At 62.1% G+C, this 14676-nt stretch carries 15 protein-coding genes; 2 read left to right on the plus strand and 13 right to left on the minus strand.

All coding sequences use genetic code 11. The features are described 5' to 3' along the window. Positions 1-8: 8 nt before the first annotated feature. The 7 genes from kdpB to KBZ14_RS09645 form a co-directional block, all read right to left on the minus strand. Positions 9-2105 (minus strand): potassium-transporting ATPase subunit KdpB, encoded by a 2097-nt coding sequence (gene kdpB, locus KBZ14_RS09615; protein WP_255118107.1) that lies wholly within the window; start codon positions 2103-2105, stop codon positions 9-11. Between the two features lies 1 nt (position 2106). Further along, the gene (gene kdpA, locus KBZ14_RS09620; protein WP_255118108.1) at positions 2107-3777 is read right to left on the minus strand and encodes a potassium-transporting ATPase subunit KdpA; all 1671 of its coding nucleotides are present in this window, start codon (positions 3775-3777) and stop codon (positions 2107-2109) included. A gap of 196 nt (positions 3778-3973) precedes the next feature. Then, positions 3974-4942 carry an ArdC family protein gene (locus tag KBZ14_RS09625; protein ID WP_255118109.1) on the minus strand — a complete coding sequence of 323 codons (969 nt, stop codon included), beginning with the start codon at positions 4940-4942 and terminating at the stop codon, positions 3974-3976. A 123-nt stretch (positions 4943-5065) separates the two neighbouring features. Next, the gene (locus KBZ14_RS09630; RefSeq protein WP_255118110.1) at positions 5066-8194 is read right to left on the minus strand and encodes a type I restriction endonuclease subunit R; all 3129 of its coding nucleotides are present in this window, start codon (positions 8192-8194) and stop codon (positions 5066-5068) included. A gap of 109 nt (positions 8195-8303) precedes the next feature. Further along, the gene (gene vapC / locus KBZ14_RS09635) at positions 8304-8702 is read right to left on the minus strand and encodes a type II toxin-antitoxin system tRNA(fMet)-specific endonuclease VapC (RefSeq protein ID WP_255118111.1); all 399 of its coding nucleotides are present in this window, start codon (positions 8700-8702) and stop codon (positions 8304-8306) included. Positions 8703-8710: 8 nt separating this feature from the next. Beyond that, the gene (gene vapB, locus KBZ14_RS09640; protein ID WP_255118112.1) at positions 8711-8947 is read right to left on the minus strand and encodes a type II toxin-antitoxin system VapB family antitoxin; all 237 of its coding nucleotides are present in this window, start codon (positions 8945-8947) and stop codon (positions 8711-8713) included. Positions 8948-9004: 57 nt separating this feature from the next. Then, entirely contained in the window at positions 9005-9241 is a 237-nt protein-coding gene (locus KBZ14_RS09645) for a hypothetical protein (protein WP_255118113.1), read from the minus strand. Positions 9242-9336: 95 nt separating this feature from the next. Between KBZ14_RS09645 and KBZ14_RS09650 the strand changes: the two genes are divergently transcribed. Next, positions 9337-9705 (plus strand): addiction module protein, encoded by a 369-nt coding sequence (locus KBZ14_RS09650; protein WP_255118114.1) that lies wholly within the window; start codon positions 9337-9339, stop codon positions 9703-9705. After that, a complete protein-coding gene (locus tag KBZ14_RS09655) occupies positions 9702-9887 on the plus strand; it encodes a hypothetical protein (protein WP_255118115.1) in 186 nt (61 codons plus the stop codon). Before KBZ14_RS09650 ends, KBZ14_RS09655 begins: the two co-directional genes overlap by 4 nt. A gap of 111 nt (positions 9888-9998) precedes the next feature. Here the strand turns inward: KBZ14_RS09655 and KBZ14_RS09660 are convergent, their stop codons facing one another. Genes KBZ14_RS09660 through KBZ14_RS09685 form a run of 6 tightly spaced genes read right to left on the minus strand, consistent with a single transcriptional unit; the run spans position 9999 to position 14503 of the window. Then, a complete protein-coding gene (locus tag KBZ14_RS09660; protein ID WP_255118116.1) occupies positions 9999-11369 on the minus strand; it encodes a restriction endonuclease subunit S in 1371 nt (456 codons plus the stop codon). Further along, the gene (locus tag KBZ14_RS09665; protein ID WP_255118117.1) at positions 11366-12424 is read right to left on the minus strand and encodes a virulence RhuM family protein; all 1059 of its coding nucleotides are present in this window, start codon (positions 12422-12424) and stop codon (positions 11366-11368) included. Before KBZ14_RS09665 ends, KBZ14_RS09660 begins: the two co-directional genes overlap by 4 nt. Continuing rightward, positions 12421-12624, minus strand: coding sequence for a hypothetical protein (locus KBZ14_RS09670; RefSeq protein WP_255118118.1), 204 nt, complete (start codon positions 12622-12624; stop codon positions 12421-12423). Before KBZ14_RS09670 ends, KBZ14_RS09665 begins: the two co-directional genes overlap by 4 nt. Further along, positions 12614-12811 carry a hypothetical protein gene (locus KBZ14_RS09675; RefSeq protein WP_255118119.1) on the minus strand — a complete coding sequence of 66 codons (198 nt, stop codon included), beginning with the start codon at positions 12809-12811 and terminating at the stop codon, positions 12614-12616. The genes KBZ14_RS09670 and KBZ14_RS09675 overlap by 11 nt, the downstream gene beginning before the upstream one ends. Then, positions 12808-13344, minus strand: a complete 537-nt coding sequence (locus tag KBZ14_RS09680; protein ID WP_255118120.1) for an ATPase — start codon at positions 13342-13344, stop codon at positions 12808-12810. Before KBZ14_RS09680 ends, KBZ14_RS09675 begins: the two co-directional genes overlap by 4 nt. Further along, the gene (locus KBZ14_RS09685) at positions 13337-14503 is read right to left on the minus strand and encodes an HsdM family class I SAM-dependent methyltransferase (protein ID WP_255118121.1); all 1167 of its coding nucleotides are present in this window, start codon (positions 14501-14503) and stop codon (positions 13337-13339) included. The genes KBZ14_RS09680 and KBZ14_RS09685 overlap by 8 nt, the downstream gene beginning before the upstream one ends. Positions 14504-14676: the final 173 nt, after the last annotated feature.

Here is a 14676-nt window from a genome sequence, read left to right on the forward strand (position 1 = left end):
TCAGGTCCTCAGATCAAACGGAGCGCACCGATCGCCAGGTCGATCAGCTTGATCCCCAGGAATGGCGCCACAACGCCGCCGGCGCCGTACACCAGGAGATTGCGGCGCAACAGTTGCTCGGCGCTCAGCGGCCGGAATTTGACACCCTTCAAGGCCAGGGGCACCAACGCCGGGATGATCAGGGCGTTGAACACCATCGCCGAGAGAATGGCTGATTGCGGTGACGCCAACTTCATCACATTCAGCGCTTCCAACCCCACACCAGCAAACAGCGCGGGCAGGATCGCGAAGTATTTGGCGATGTCGTTGGCGATCGAGAAGGTGGTGAGCGCGCCTCTCGTGATCAGCAGTTGTTTGCCGATCGTCACGATGTCGATCAGCTTGGTGGGATCGCTATCGAGATCAACCATGTTGGCCGCCTCTTTGGCGGCCTGCGTGCCGGAATTCATGGCAACACCCACATTGGCCTGGGCTAGAGCAGGGGCGTCGTTCGAGCCATCGCCGGTCATCGCCACCAACTTGCCGAGCTTCTGCTCCTGCTGAATCACCGCGATCTTGTCTTCCGGTGTGGCCTCGGCGATGAAGTCGTCTACGCCGGCTTCCCGGGCAATCACACCAGCGGTGATCGGGTTGTCGCCGGTGAGCATCACCGTGCGAATGCCCATGCGCCGCAACTGCTCGAAGCGCTCGCGAATGCCGGGCTTGATGATGTCCTTGAGGTAGATCACCCCGAACACGTCGGCGCCGCGGCAGACAGCCAAGGGGGTGCCCCCCAGCCGTGACACCCGCTCAAAGCACTGGTCGAGGGCCTCGGGCACCTCCCCACCGCGGGAGCGCACGAACCCCTTGATGGCATCAACGGCTCCCTTGCGGAACTCGCTGCCATCGGGGATGTCAGATCCGCTCATGCGGGTGCGGGCTGAAAAGTCGATCCCGCTGGCGGACTCGGCCGCAAAAGGCAGCACAGCCCCGAGCTTCTCGGCCAGCCGCACGATCGAGCGCCCTTCCGGCGTCTGATCAAAGCAACTGGCACCCAGAGCCACCTCGGCCAGCTCCGCCACGCTGTGACCACCGACGGGCAGAAACTCCTCCGCCAGCCGATTGCCCAGGGTGATCGTGCCGGTCTTGTCGAGCACCAGGGTGTTCACATCGCCGCAGGCTTCCACGGCCCGGCCCGAGGTGGCGATCACGTTGAACTGGGCCACCCGGTCCATCCCGGCGATGCCGATCGCACTGAGCAGGCCGCCGATCGTGGTGGGGATCAGAGCCACCAGCAACGCCACCAGTGTCACCACCGATGGGGCGTCCTGGAGGAAACCCGCCACGGGCGGCAGGGTGGCCACCGCAATCAGAAACACCTGGGTGAGCACCGCCAGCAGCACGGTGAGGGCGATCTCATTTGGTGTTTTGCTGCGTTCCGCACCTTCCACCAGCGCGATCATCCGGTCGATGAATCCCTTGCCTGGATCAGCGGTGATCCGCAGCGTGAGCTGATCGGACAGGATGCGCGTGCCGCCGGTGACCGACCCGGCCACATCAGAGCCGGCTTCCTTGAGCACGGGGGCTGATTCGCCGGTGATGGCCGATTCATCCACAGAGGCCACGCCGGCGATCACTTCCCCGTCGGCGGGGATCACATCCCCGGCCTGGATCAACACCAGGTCTCCGCGGCGCAGATCGGAGGAATCCACCAGCTCGATGGAGCCATCGGCGCCTTGACGCCGGGCCTGGGTGCGGGCCTGGGTGCGGCGCAGGGCATCCGCCTGGGCTTTGCCTCGGCCTTCCGCCAGCGCCTCGGCGAAGTTGGCGAACAGCAGCGTGGCCAGGAGCGTGAGGCTGATCAGGGCGTTGAAGCCGCGCTCCGGTGCTCCGGCCTGTGCATCGAGCAGCCTGGGTTCAACGGTGAGCAGCAGGCACAGAGCCGTGCCGCACCACACCACGAACATCACCGGATTGGCCACCGCCTGGCGTGGGTCGAGCTTGCGAAACGACTCCACCACCGCCCGCTGCACCAGCCCCTGCTGGCGTGGGCGTTCGAGATAGCGGCGCTCCTGGCGGGGCCCCCGCGGCATGCGGGGGAACATCACACGGGTTGTGGTGGTCATCTCAGGACGCCAGGGTGAGTGCTTCCGCGATCGGCCCGAGGGCCAGCACCGGGAAGAAGGTGAGGGCCCCGAGGATCACCAACACCACGGCCGTGACGCCGGTGAACAGGGCGGTGTCGGTGCGCAGGGTCCCGGGACTGGGTTCAAGGGCCGGTTTGCGGCGGAAGCCCTCGGCCAGGGCCAGCAGCGCGGCGATCGGCAGATAGCGGCCGCCAAGCAGGCTGAGGCTGGTGGTGAGGTTCCACCAGCGGGTGCCATCGATCAGGCCCTCCAGGCCGCTGCCGTTGTTGGCGGCTGCCGAGGCGTACTCGTACACCACCTGGCTGATGCCATGGGAGCCAGGGTTTGTGATGCCGTTCACCCCGGCGCCAGCCGCCAGGGTGAGGGCGGCGGGAATCAGGACGAACAGGGGGTGGATCAACAAGATCAGGCTGGCCCACACCACCTGGGCCTTCTCCACCTTGCGGCCGAGGAATTCCGGTGTGCGCCCCACCATCAGCCCGGTGAGGAACACCGCCAGCAGGGCAAACACCAGCAAGTAGGCCGCGCCGGTGCCCTGGCCGCCGAACACCACCTGCAGAAACAGGTTGAACAGGGCAGTGAGGATGGTGAGAGGCATCGCCGCATCGATCGAGCCGTTCACCGCGCCGGTCATGGTGCCGGTGGTCACCACGGACCAGAACCCCGTGAGCGCCGGCCCGAAACGCAGCTCTTTGCCCTGCAAATTTCCGCCGCTGACCCAGCTGGTGAGCAGTGGATTGCCGGCCTGCTCAGCGGCCATCGCCACCGTCACGCCGAGCAATAACAACCCGAACACCAGCGCCAGGAGCTGATTGCTCTGACGCCTGTTGCCGATAAACCGCCCGAAGGCATCAAGCGTGGCCGCCGGGATGATCAACATCGCCCAGGTGCTCACCAGGTTGGTGAGCAGGGTGGGGTTCTCGTAGGGGTGGGCGGAGTTGGCGCTGAGGAAGCCGCCGCCGTTCTCACCGAGCTGCTTAATCGCCTCGAACAGGGCGATCGGCCCCCGCGGTAGCCATTGGCTGGCCCCCTCCAGGGTGGTGATCTGCAGGGGCGGCGCCAGGGTCATCGGCACACCGCTCACCAGGAAGAACAGCGCCAGCAACACCGAGGCTGGAATCAACACCCGGGTGAGCGAGCGCAGCAGATCGCGGTAGAAGTTGCCGATCGGCCGGCCGCTGAAGCCACGAATCACGGCGAAGCCCACGGCAAGCCCACTCGCCGCCGAGACAAACATCAGAAACTGCATGGCTCCCAGCTGCGCCAGGTTCCCGAGGCTCTGCTCGGGGATCAGGTGCTGCTGATCGGTGTTGGTGAGAAAGGAGATGGTGGTGTGGAGGGCCAGATCCCAGCGCAGCCCTGTGAAGCCCCGCGTGTTGAGCCAACCGGGCTGCGCCAGAAGCAGCGCCAGTGCCACCGCCCCGCAGAGGAGATTGCTGAGCAGGAGCGGCTGCAGATAGGAGGCAACGGATTCGGCACTGCGTCCGGTCTCCCCGATCCAGCGCAGCAGGGTTGTTTCAAACGGAGTGATCCAGCGATCCCAGGCCGGGTTGGGGCGGTCATCAAAGACGTCGTAGAGATGACTGCCCAGAGCCGGAGCGGTCAACGCGGCCGCCGCCAGGGTCAAGGCGGCCAACAACCAAGGAAGCATGTCCGCTGGAAACCAGACGCTGCAATCATGGTTGGGCAGCGGAGCGGCAGCAACTACCAAAAGGTAGAGGCCCCAGTTGTGCTCTGATCGCCTTCTTCCAGGAGTGGGCTTCCCCTGCACCCGGCCGATGCGGCGCCTACGACTGTGAGGAGGATCGCGCCATCCTGGCGGCTTTTTTGGATCTGGATCAGCCGCCTCAACGGCCACTCACTTCTGGTGCCTCGGGGCAGATCAGCTCGGCGGCTTTGCGGGCATCGCTGAGCACCTGCAGCAGCACCCGCGGCGACTCCTTGAGCAGCTCCACCCAGTGGCCCAGATAGGCAGCGTGATTGGCCATGGCACTGCCGATCTCCAGGCGATCGCCGAGCAGCACTGCGCCCAGCTCGGCCACCAGTTCTTCGCGGGCATAGGCGCGGCCGCCCTCGCGATCAGCACCCATGCCACCGGAGAGATCACGGGCCAGTCGGGAGCTGTGGCCCGTGGAGTGGATGGCCTCATGGGCCCAGGTGGCATAGAGGGCCCCGGCGGAATGGAAGGCGGAGCGATCGGGCAGCTGGATGCGGTCTGGCCCTGGCAGGTAACAGGCCCGATCCCCTGCGAAGGCCGCCGGCACGGGCCAGCGGCTGAGCACCGCTTCCGCTGCTGCAAGCCGCTCGGGTTCAGGCCGCTGCATGGCGCCCTCGGCCAGCCGGCGCTTGCGGATCAGCGCCTCGAGGGGCTCACCCACTAGATCGCCGGCATTGAAGAGCGGCACCGGCCGGTAGCTCACCCAGCTGCGCTCCGCTTCAGCCGCTGAACCCGGCTCCGCCAGCTTGCTTTCGCCCCGCTGATGCACCTGGGGCCGCAGCACATGCACCGCCTTGCTGCCCTTGCGGGGAACGATCCCCAACGCCTTGGCCTCGGCAAAGCCGCACCAGTAGGGCAGGGCCGATCCCCGCAGGTGCAGGCCCAGGGTGAGCAGTGCTGGATTGGCCCCGCGGTAGCGGCGTCCCGAGAGCAGATTCACGTGGTGTCCGCCGGCGGCGGCATCCCACTCCCGCCGCCAGGGGCTGGTGCCGGCCTCCAGCAGGGTGATCAGCGAGGCCACCAGCTTGTCCTCGCTGGAGACTTTGGCCGTAGCCGCACCAGCGGATCGGCTGGAGCGGGCAGGAGATGAAACAGCCACGGAGGGGCAAGCGCAGGACCGCAAGCGCCGGGCTGGCCACAGCGCTCAAGGAAGCCAATGCCACCGGTGTTTCAGCGGCTGCGGCGGGGGAGAATCAGGCGGTGCTGGGATCGGTGGGCATGGCTAGGCGGACACAGCCGCGCGTTCCCGCAGCTCTTCGTAGAGGCCGGTTTGGTTGAGGAGGATCTCCTTCATGCCAGCGCGAATGGACTCAGAGCCCAGCGCCTGGCTGCTCATGGATTGATGGGCATCCAGGGCGCTGATGATGGCGTCCATCAGGGCCGTGCCCAGGTCCGGAGACGAGCCGAATTGTTCTTTGCTGTTGGCTGAGGCCTGTTGCTGCAGGGTGGTGGATTCGAGCAACTTGCCGCGGATCACCGCCCGCACATAGGTCACCTTGTCCTCTTCCGTGAGGTCGCCGATGAACAGATCGTTGAGCTTGGCGATGATCTCGGAGAGCAGGGCCTTGTCCTTGTCCTGCACGGTTCCGCCACCGGGGGCCAGCCCGGCCAGCTGCACCGATTCGCCTTGGCTGAGGTTCAGCTTTGTCTGCCCCTTGTGTCTCAGCGTGTGGTGGGTGAGCACCACCTTGCTGAGGTCCACGGTGGCCACCTCCCGCTCGAACTCCAGCAGCGGCAGTAGCCGCTTGAAGACCATCGCCCGCTTCTCCAGGGCTGTGTTGCCGTAGTCAAAGATCTGGCACAGGAAGGTGTAGAAGCGCACGTAGGTGCCCAGGTCGCTTCGGAACAGGGTGAGGGCATCCAGCTCGTCCTTGGCGGCCTTGATGCCATCGGGGTCGTTGCTGTCCTCGGCATGGCGCATGGCCAGGCGAGCCTCCTTGTAGGCGTGCATGAGCCGCTGGGCGATCGGCTCAAGGGCTCCGATCAGTTGGCTCTGCTTGGCGTTGGGATCGAGCAGCACCTTCACCACCCGCTCGATCTCGAACTCGTCGTAGTGGCCCTGGGTATCGAGCTTGGCCTTGAGCTGAAGGATCAGGTTGGGATCGGTGGCCTCGGCCAGCTCGGCGGTTTCGTAGTAGGCCTTGAACGACGCCAGGATGTCATCGGGCTCATTGGCGAAGTCCACCACGTAGGTGGTGGTTTTGCCGGGGTGGCAGCGGTTGAGGCGGGAGAGGGTCTGCACGGCCTGGATGCCGGAGAGGCGGCGGTCCACGTACATGCCGCAGAGCAGGGGCTGATCGAAGCCGGTCTGGAACTTGTTGGCCACCAGCAGGATCTGGAACTCGTCGCCCTTGAAGGCCTCGCGGATGTCGCCCTTGAGGCCGGGGTTGAGGGTGCTGCTGCGTTCGGTGAAGGGTTCGGGGCCTGATTCGGCATCGTTCACCTCACCGCTGAAGGCCACGAGCGTGCCCAGGGGGTAGCCCTTGTCGCGGATGTAGTTGTCGATGGCCAGCTTCCAGCGCACGGCTTCCTTGCGGGAGCCCACCACCACCATGGCTTTGGCTTTGCCGTCCAGCAGCGGCCAAACGAACTGCCGGAAGTGCTCCACGATGATGTGCACCTTCTGGGCGATGTTGTGGGGGTGGAGCTTCACCCAGCCCATCAGCTTCTTCTTGGCGGCGCTGCGCTCCACCTCCTCATCGCTGAAGCTCTGGCCGTCCTGGGCCAGGCGGAAGGCCATGGAATAGGCGGTGTAGTTCTGCAGCACATCGAGGATGAAGCCCTCCTCGATGGCCTGCCGCATGGAGTACACGTGGAACGGTTCCGGCAGGTTGCCTTCGCTAGCTGGCTCGTTGGGATTGGGTCGCCGGCCGAATAGCTCCAGGGTTTTGGCTTTGGGCGTGGCGGTGAAGGCCACGTAGGTGATGCCGTTCTCCCTTACCCGGTCGGCCATCTGGGCCGCCAGAACCTCCTCCATAGCAACCTCACCCCCATCGGCCAGGTCCGCTGCGTCTGAAGCACTGAGCACCTTCTTCAGCTTCTCGGCGGCCTGGCCGGTCTGGGAGCTGTGGGCCTCGTCGGCGATCACGGCAAACCGCTTGCCCTCTGTGGCCGTGAGCTCGCGCACGGCCTCCAGGGCAAAGGGGAAGGTCTGAATCGTGCAAACCACCACCTTCTTGTCGCCGCCCAGGGCCTGGGCGAGCTTGCCGCTCTTGCTGCCGTCCTCGCTGGTGATCGAAGCGACGACGCCCTTCTTGCGCTCGAACGCCTCCAGGGCTTCCTGCAGCTGGGTGTCGATCACGTTGCGATCGCTCACCACCAGCACCGAGTCGAACACCTTCTTGTTCTCAGCGTCGTGGAGTTCGGAAAAGAAGTGGGCGGTCCAGGCGATGGAGTTCGTTTTGCCCGAGCCGGCCGAGTGCTGAATCAGGTATTTCTGCCCCGGTCCCTCAGTTCTCACAGCCTCCTGGAGCTTCCGGGTCACCACCAGCTGGTGGTAGCGGGGGAAGAGCACTCGGGAGATTTGCTTCTTCTTGTTCCGCTCGGCAATGCAGTAGCGGCCAAGGATCTCCAGCCAGCTCTCCCGCTCCCACACCTCCTGCCACAGGTAGTCCGTGGGGTAGCCAGGCCCGTCGGGCATAGGATTGCCGGCACCACAGGTCTTGCCGCCGGGGTCACTGCCTTTGTTGAAGGGCAGGAACACCGTCGCAGGGCCTGCCAGCTTGGTTGTCATGCGCACCTCGCGGTTGCTCACGGCGAAGTGCACCAGGGCACCGCTGGGGAAGCTCAGCAGGGGTTCAGGGGTTTTGCCGGCAAGCTTGGGCAGGCGGTCGCTCTTGTACTGCCACACCGCGTCCTCAATGGTCTGGGTGTTGTCGGTTTTTAGCTCAACGGTGGCCACCGGGATGCCATTGAGGAAGAGAACGAGGTCGATGCAGTTCTCGTTGTGCAGGGAGTAGCGCACCTGGCGCACAACCCGCAGGCGGTTGGCGTTGTAGCGGGCCAGGATGTCTGGGTTCAGCCCCAAGGCGGGTTTGAACTCCGCCAGCTTGAGGGCCTTGGGTAGACCCATCACCTCAATGCCGTTGCGCAGGAGGTCGAGGGTGCCTTGCTGGTCGAGCTGCTTGCGGATGCGTTGCAGCAGGTTGGCTTCCGCTTTGCTGCCGTTCTTTTGTTTGTAGGTCTCCCAGGCGTCCTGCTGCGACTCCTCAAGCCAGCCGATGAGGTCTGGCGGGTAGAGGGCCAGCTTGCGGTCGTAGTGGTTTGCCGTCTTGTCTTCGTAGAGCCAGCCGTGGCAGCCGAGGTGATCACAGACCTCTGTTTCGAAGGCGTTTTCGAGGTGGACGCTCATGGGCTGGGCGGCGGCGTCAACACCGGTCGATTCAGGCAAGTTAATCGCAGGCGCCGCTTCAGGCCTGGGTATTGATGCAGAGATTGCATAGCTCAGGCCGCCCAAGTCTTCAGGCCCAGTTGTCCAGCAACAGGCCGTCAACCCGTTGGAACTCACGCAGGTTGTTGCTCACCAGAGTTAGGCCCTCGCTGCGGGCATGGGCGGCAATGTGCAGATCGGTCACGCCGATCGGCAGACCCTGGCGCTCCAGACCGGCACGGATCTGGCCGTAGTGGAGGCAGGCTTTGCCGCCGTAGGGCAGCACCTCTAGACGGCCGCAGAAGTTCTCGACAACGGTAAGATTGCGATCTGGTGCTGCGCTTTTCTCAACGCCATGGAGGAGCTCAGACAGCGTGATGGCTGAGATCGCCATGTGCCCGGAGTGCCGATTGAAGCGTTCCAGCATCTGGGCCGGTCGCCGCTTGATCACGTAGATGCAGATGTTTGTATCCAAGAGATAACGGAGCATGGCCTGGCTCAGAAGGTGTCGCGATCGGCCTGCTCCTGCGAGGCACGCTCTGGGAGGAAATCGTCACTCACGCTCGAGCCATCCAGAAAAAAACTGTCCCAGCTGCGGCCCGCCGGGGCAATAATCCGCTCCTGACCGCATGCACGCACCTCCACCTCCTTCACGGATTCGGGCAGACGCAGGTCGGCCGGGATGCGAACCGCCTGGCTGCGATTGCTGAGGAACAACTTGGTGATCGCAACCATGGCCACCCTCACTGGATATACGAGTAGTCTATCCCCTGGTTTGGGGTGGTCTCGCGGTCAGCTCAACCGAGCAGCGCGTACCTGGTGCAGGGCCTCGAGAATCTCACTGGTCTCGAGGTCCGCCGAGGGCAACGCCTGAAGCAGCTCGGCATTGTCGGCCCGCCGAGCGGTTTCGCTCAGTTCCTGCAACGCGAAGGTGCTCAGCGGCACGCCGGCACGGCTGGCCAGTTGTTCCAGCCGTTCGGCCACGTCGTCGGGCACGTGGCGGATGTAGAGCGTGCGCGTCACAGGCATCTCCTGCTTGCTCATTGCTAGCAGCGTAATGGCGGATTCCTTGTCGTCAGCCTTTGAGGTGTGGGCGGTCTGTTGAGGGCGACTAGCGTCACTCCATGACCACTGTTCAAGCCATCGAGGCTGCCGTGGAGCAGCTGGATCCCGCAGAACGTGCCCGGTTCAGGGCCTGGATCCAAGACACCTCTCAGCCGCTGAAATGGAGTGATCTGAGAAGGTGGCACATTGGGAGTCGTGCAATGTCAGCCCTACTGAAGAGTATTGAAGAGCAAGCAAGTGCCCTCAGCGCCGAAGATCGCGCCAGGCTTGCTGAGAGCATGCTGGAATCACTCCAGCCATCGATCGCAGGCATTGAAGCCGCCTGGGCCGAAGAGATTGAAAAGCGCGTCAGTGCATTTGAGCGAGGCGAACTATCTTCGTCCTCTGCGGATGAGGTTTTTGCCGAAGCCCGCCAAACACTGCGGTGAAGCACGCACGCTTTGTTGACCCGACAAAAAGCGAGTTGCTTGCCGAAATTTCTTATTACGAAGACAAGGAGCCGGGACTTAGTGGACGCTTTCTTGCTGCAGTTCAAGAAGCAACGGCTCGTGCCCTTGCCCATCACGCGCGCCGCCTATGCTACTGGCACGGCCGCATGGATGATCGCTGAAAAGGCTGTTCAGAGTCACCATGAGGGATGGTGAAATAAGCAACCTACGGCGATGCGGATGCCATGGGGCTCACCGCCATGCAGGGCAATCTGAATCGTCTTGGGTGCTGCTCAGACGGCGCTGGCCTCAGGCACCAAGCCCCGCACATCGATCTGGCCGGTGACGGCGGCGGAAATCAGGGCGGAGCGACGTTCTTGGAGGAGCTGTATGCCTCTGCTCCCCTCGGCTACTAATTCATCAATCAAGCAACACTCGTTTGCGATGGCATTTTGAATTGCCTCTTGTTCGTCCAAATTCGGCAGTGCTATGGGTAGATCCATGAGAACAGACTGAGAAATATTCTGCATCGACTGACTCGCTCCGGATGCACCAAGCTCAACCTGGCTTCTGACCGCGCTTGACCCTAGATAGAGCGCCAAAAAATAGGTAGAAGCGAAGGATCGGTCGACGGTAATCCTGTAAAGCTTATCACAGATAAATAGCCATGGATAGTCCTCGCCGACTACTGCTGCGCTTCCTACTAGCTCCTTTGTGTTTGCCCGCGAAATAAGGAGGTCACCCGTTCTTACGCTGTACTCACGAATTGGGCTGAGATCTGGGGGCAGTCTTTTGTTCTCGCCTGGCCGAAAAATACCCCCATTCACGCATCCAACCTTAAGGACTCCAGGTGCATCGCCTTCGGACGCCTCGTTTTCACATTGAGGACTCCAGCCTTGTTCAATATGCCTGCAAAGGTGTTTAACCTTTTGAACCTCCCAATGCTCGGGCACCTCTCCCAGCCACTCCACCCCCGAATCCTTCATCGGTGCGTCTGGATTCAGCCCCTTGGTGGCGGCATGGGAGATAACGGCCTGGCGCTTTTCCTGCAGCAGCTCAATCAGGCGCTGCTGCTCGGCGATCAGGGCGTCGATCTTGGCGGTTTCGCGGTCAAGGAAGTTGGTCATCGCGTGCTGCTCAGTCAGGGGTGGCAGAGGCACAAATGACCTGGATAGATAGTCCTGCTCAATGCTTTCGACAGTCGCTCCCTGTTTTCCCCATGCAAGGAGGAGCTGATCGTTAAAGCCCTGGATCCATCTAAGAAGGAATGAGCTTGAGCAAATCTCGTCGTTTAGCCGGATTGCTTTCATATCCTGATTGAGCGCCACCTCAACAGCATTGACTGCCACCGGGATAGTGTGCCTCAGGATCCCGGACCTGACGACAAGCAGGACGTGTCCAGGCTCGATCAGAGCTGAAGTGCTCCCATCAAGGCCTTCTTGCGTAATTCCTTCTTCGGCCTGGGTGATCTTTTCGGCCTTCATATCCTTGGGCGAAACCCATGGAATTGGACCACCCCAGAAGTCAAGGTTTTCTCGGCTTGGCGTGCCTCCTCCAGTAAAGGAGGCAATATTCTTTAGCTTCTTGACCTCCCAATGCTCCGGCACCTCCCCCAGCCACTCCACGCCGCTGTCCTTGTAGGCCGGGTAACGGGGAAAGCTCATCGCTGCACCTCCCGATCACCGCGGCGCTGCTCTGCAATCTGTGCAGCATCCTCTAAAGCAATCATGGAGTCGATGGCGCCTTGTTCTTCAGCGGTGAGCCGGCGGCGCGCACTGAACTGCTCATAGGCAGCGAATGCACGCTGCTCAGCAGCATCGCGGGAGATGCTGCCCAACCCTGGCAGCACGTTGCGATCGTTGAAGGACAGAAACGCATCCAGCCGTTCTGGCCAATCCTTGAGGAATACCTGTTTGCGGCGTTGGGCCTGGTCCTCGGCATAGTCGAGAAACATTCCGACAATCCGATTCAGCTCCTTGATCTCATCCTCCTTCAGGTAGTTCTTGGCTACCTTGACATCGCCTTTGAGCACTCGCGTCCCCTTCCAGCTGGTCAGCCCCATGTTGGGGAGCTTCGGATCAACCCGTTGGGCAATGATTTCAGGGGCTGTGAGGCCTGTGACGGCGTAGTGCAGCTTGTTTTGCACTGTCTGGAACATCGTTTGGGTCTGGGCATCAGAAGGCTGGTAGTCGGCAGCAAGGGCCAGAATGTCTTTAACGCGCAAATACAAGCGTTGCTCGCTGGCGCGGATGTCGCGGATCCGCTCCAGCAGCTCATCAAAGTAATCAGGGAGACCAGATGTCACCGGCTCCTTCAGTCGCTGATCATCCATGGCGAAGCCCTTCACCAGGTAGTCGCTCAGGCGCTCGTTCGCCCACTGGCGAAACTGCGTGCCGCGCTTACTGCGCACGCGGAAGCCCACAGCCAGAATTGCCTGGAGGCTGTAGTGGCTGATCTCTCTGGATACCTCGCGTTTGCCCTCGAGTCGAACTATCCGGAATTTCCGGATGGTTGAATCCTCTTCGATCTCTTTGTCTTCATAGATGTTCAGAAGATGCTCATTAATCGTCTTGACATCTTTTTGATAAAGTTCCGCAATTTGTGCCTGCGTCAGCCAGATACTCTCGTCTTCAAGCCGGCATTGAATGCGGGTCTTGCCATCTTCTGTCTGATACAGAATCAGATCCGAGCCTGGGGCTGGTTCCTTCGTGTCGCTCACGCCGACAGCCCCCCAATCATCTCCAGGATCCGGTCCGTCACCTGTTTGAGTTCAGCGTCGATCTCCTCCAGTGGCCTCGGCGTCGTGAACACATAGAAGTGCCGGTTGAAGGGGATCTCGTGGCCCACCTTGGTCTTGTCGTGATGGATCCAGGCGGCGGGTGCGGGAGCGGTATCCAGCTCCAGTGCCTCAGTCCTCATCGCTGGTCTCCATGGCCCTGTCCAGCTCTGCGCCTTGCAGGATGCGCAGTTCGCCATCGATCTGAACAGCAATGCCTGTATCGGTCTGCCGCGCCAGCTGTCTGGCCTGCTGGCCGGCGCGGAGCAGGGCAGCGGAGACCCGCTGCAGATCAGGATCCTGGCGCTCCGTGGTGAATCCTGCCGTCACGCTTGGCCTCCTTCGCTCAGCAGCCGTGGGGTTGAGCCACCATTATCGATTCTCTGCCACTCGTTGACCAACGGCCGGTACAGGCTCTCAAAGTTGCTGAGGCCAGCCTTGAAGCGCCGGGCGATCACATCCGGCGGGATCGCATGTCCACCCTGTCGGACACGTAGTTGAACTCTCGCCATCGCTTGATCCACAGATTGCAGTTGCAGAAAGACAAGCTTCACCGAATATCCCAGGGTCTGCCAATAGCCAATCCGATGGGCATAGCCTTTGCCCGCTAGTGTGGTTTCAAAGGCGAAGCTGATTCCGTCGCCCACGCAGCGATCAATCTCCTCCAGCATCAACCGCCCCGCCCGCCGAGCGGCCAGTTCCGGCGCAAAGGGCGACAGGCCGGCCGCAATCAGATCGGCATTGATAAAGGTGGTTATGCCTACTTCAACAGGCAGGTACTCGCGGGCAAACGTGGTTTTGCCGGCGCCATTGGGGCCAGCGATGATGATGATTCGTTTCTCATTGCTGCGTAGCTCAGCCACTCAGCCCTCCGATCATCTCCAGGATCCGGTCCGTCACCTGCTTGAGCTCGGCGTCAATCTCCTCCAGTGGCCTCGGCGGCGTGAATACATAGAAGTGCCGGTTAAACGGAATCTCGTAGCCAGTCTTGGTCTTGTCGTGGTCAATCCAGGCATCCGCCACATGCGGCAACACCTCGCGCTCGAAGTAGCTCTCCACATCTTCCGAGAGAGGCACGTTTTCCGTATCCCTCAAGCTGCTGTCGGCCTGGGGCTTTCCTTTTGCCTTGCCTCGCTGTCCCAGGACAACATTCCCTGCGTCGTCCCGCTGTGGCCTCTCCACCGTGATGGTGCGGTAGCCGAAGTCTTCGTTGCGGAAGATCTTGCTGATGGGCTTGCCATCCTTCTCGGCCTCTTCAAACGCCCCGAACAGTTTCGTGATCTCCTCAATGTGCTCGGTGCTTAGCTCCTTCCGCTTGCTGCCCAGGCTCTTGCGCATCTTCTGCCAGAAGCTGCTGCTATCAATCAGCTGAACCTTGCCCTTTCGCTCGGCAGGCTTGCGGTTGCTGAGAATCCAGATGTAGGTGCTGATTCCGGTGTTGTAGAACATGTCTGTCGGCAGGGCGATAATCGCCTCCACCAGGTCGTTCTCCAGCACATAGCGGCGGATCTCGCTCTCGCCTGAGCCCGCTCCTCCCGTGAACAGGGGTGAGCCATTGAGGACGATGCCGAAGCGGCAACCGCCGTCCTGGGCAGGCCTCATTTTGCTGATGAGGTGTAGAAGGAAGAGCAGGGAGCCATCACTAACTCGGGGCAAGCCAGGGCCAAAGCGGCCGCTGTAGCCCATCAGCTCAGCTTCCCGCTGCACCTCCTTCTGAATCTTCTTCCACTCCACGCCAAACGGCGGGTTGGAGAGCATGTAGTCGTACTTCTCCTCCGGCAGCTGGTCGTCCGACAAGGTGTTGCCGTAGCAGATGCTGTGGATGTTCTGCCCCTTAATCAGCATGTCCGCCTTGCAAATGGCGTAGCTCTCGGCGTTCAACTCCTGGCCGCTCAGCACCAGCCGGGCTGAGGGATTATGGCTCACCAGGTGCTCCTCGGCCACGCTCAGCATTCCTCCCGTTCCCGCTGTGGGGTCATAGAGGCTGCGGACAATGCCCGGTTGCGTCCAGGGCTGATTCAAAGTGTGTCACAGGCATTCTTGCAATGGCTGCGAGCATGGGGTGAGATCGGTGGAATTGCCCCCTCTCAGTGCTCCAAAGCGTTTCTGCCGCAACCGATCTCGATCTGATCAGCTACCTCAAGGCGATCCCGGATGCTCGGATGCGGCGGGGTGTCCGCATTCCGGCCTGGTAC

The sequence above is a fragment of the Synechococcus sp. HJ21-Hayes genome, assembly GCF_024345835.1.
Classification (GTDB): Bacteria; Cyanobacteriota; Cyanobacteriia; order PCC-6307; family Cyanobiaceae; genus Vulcanococcus.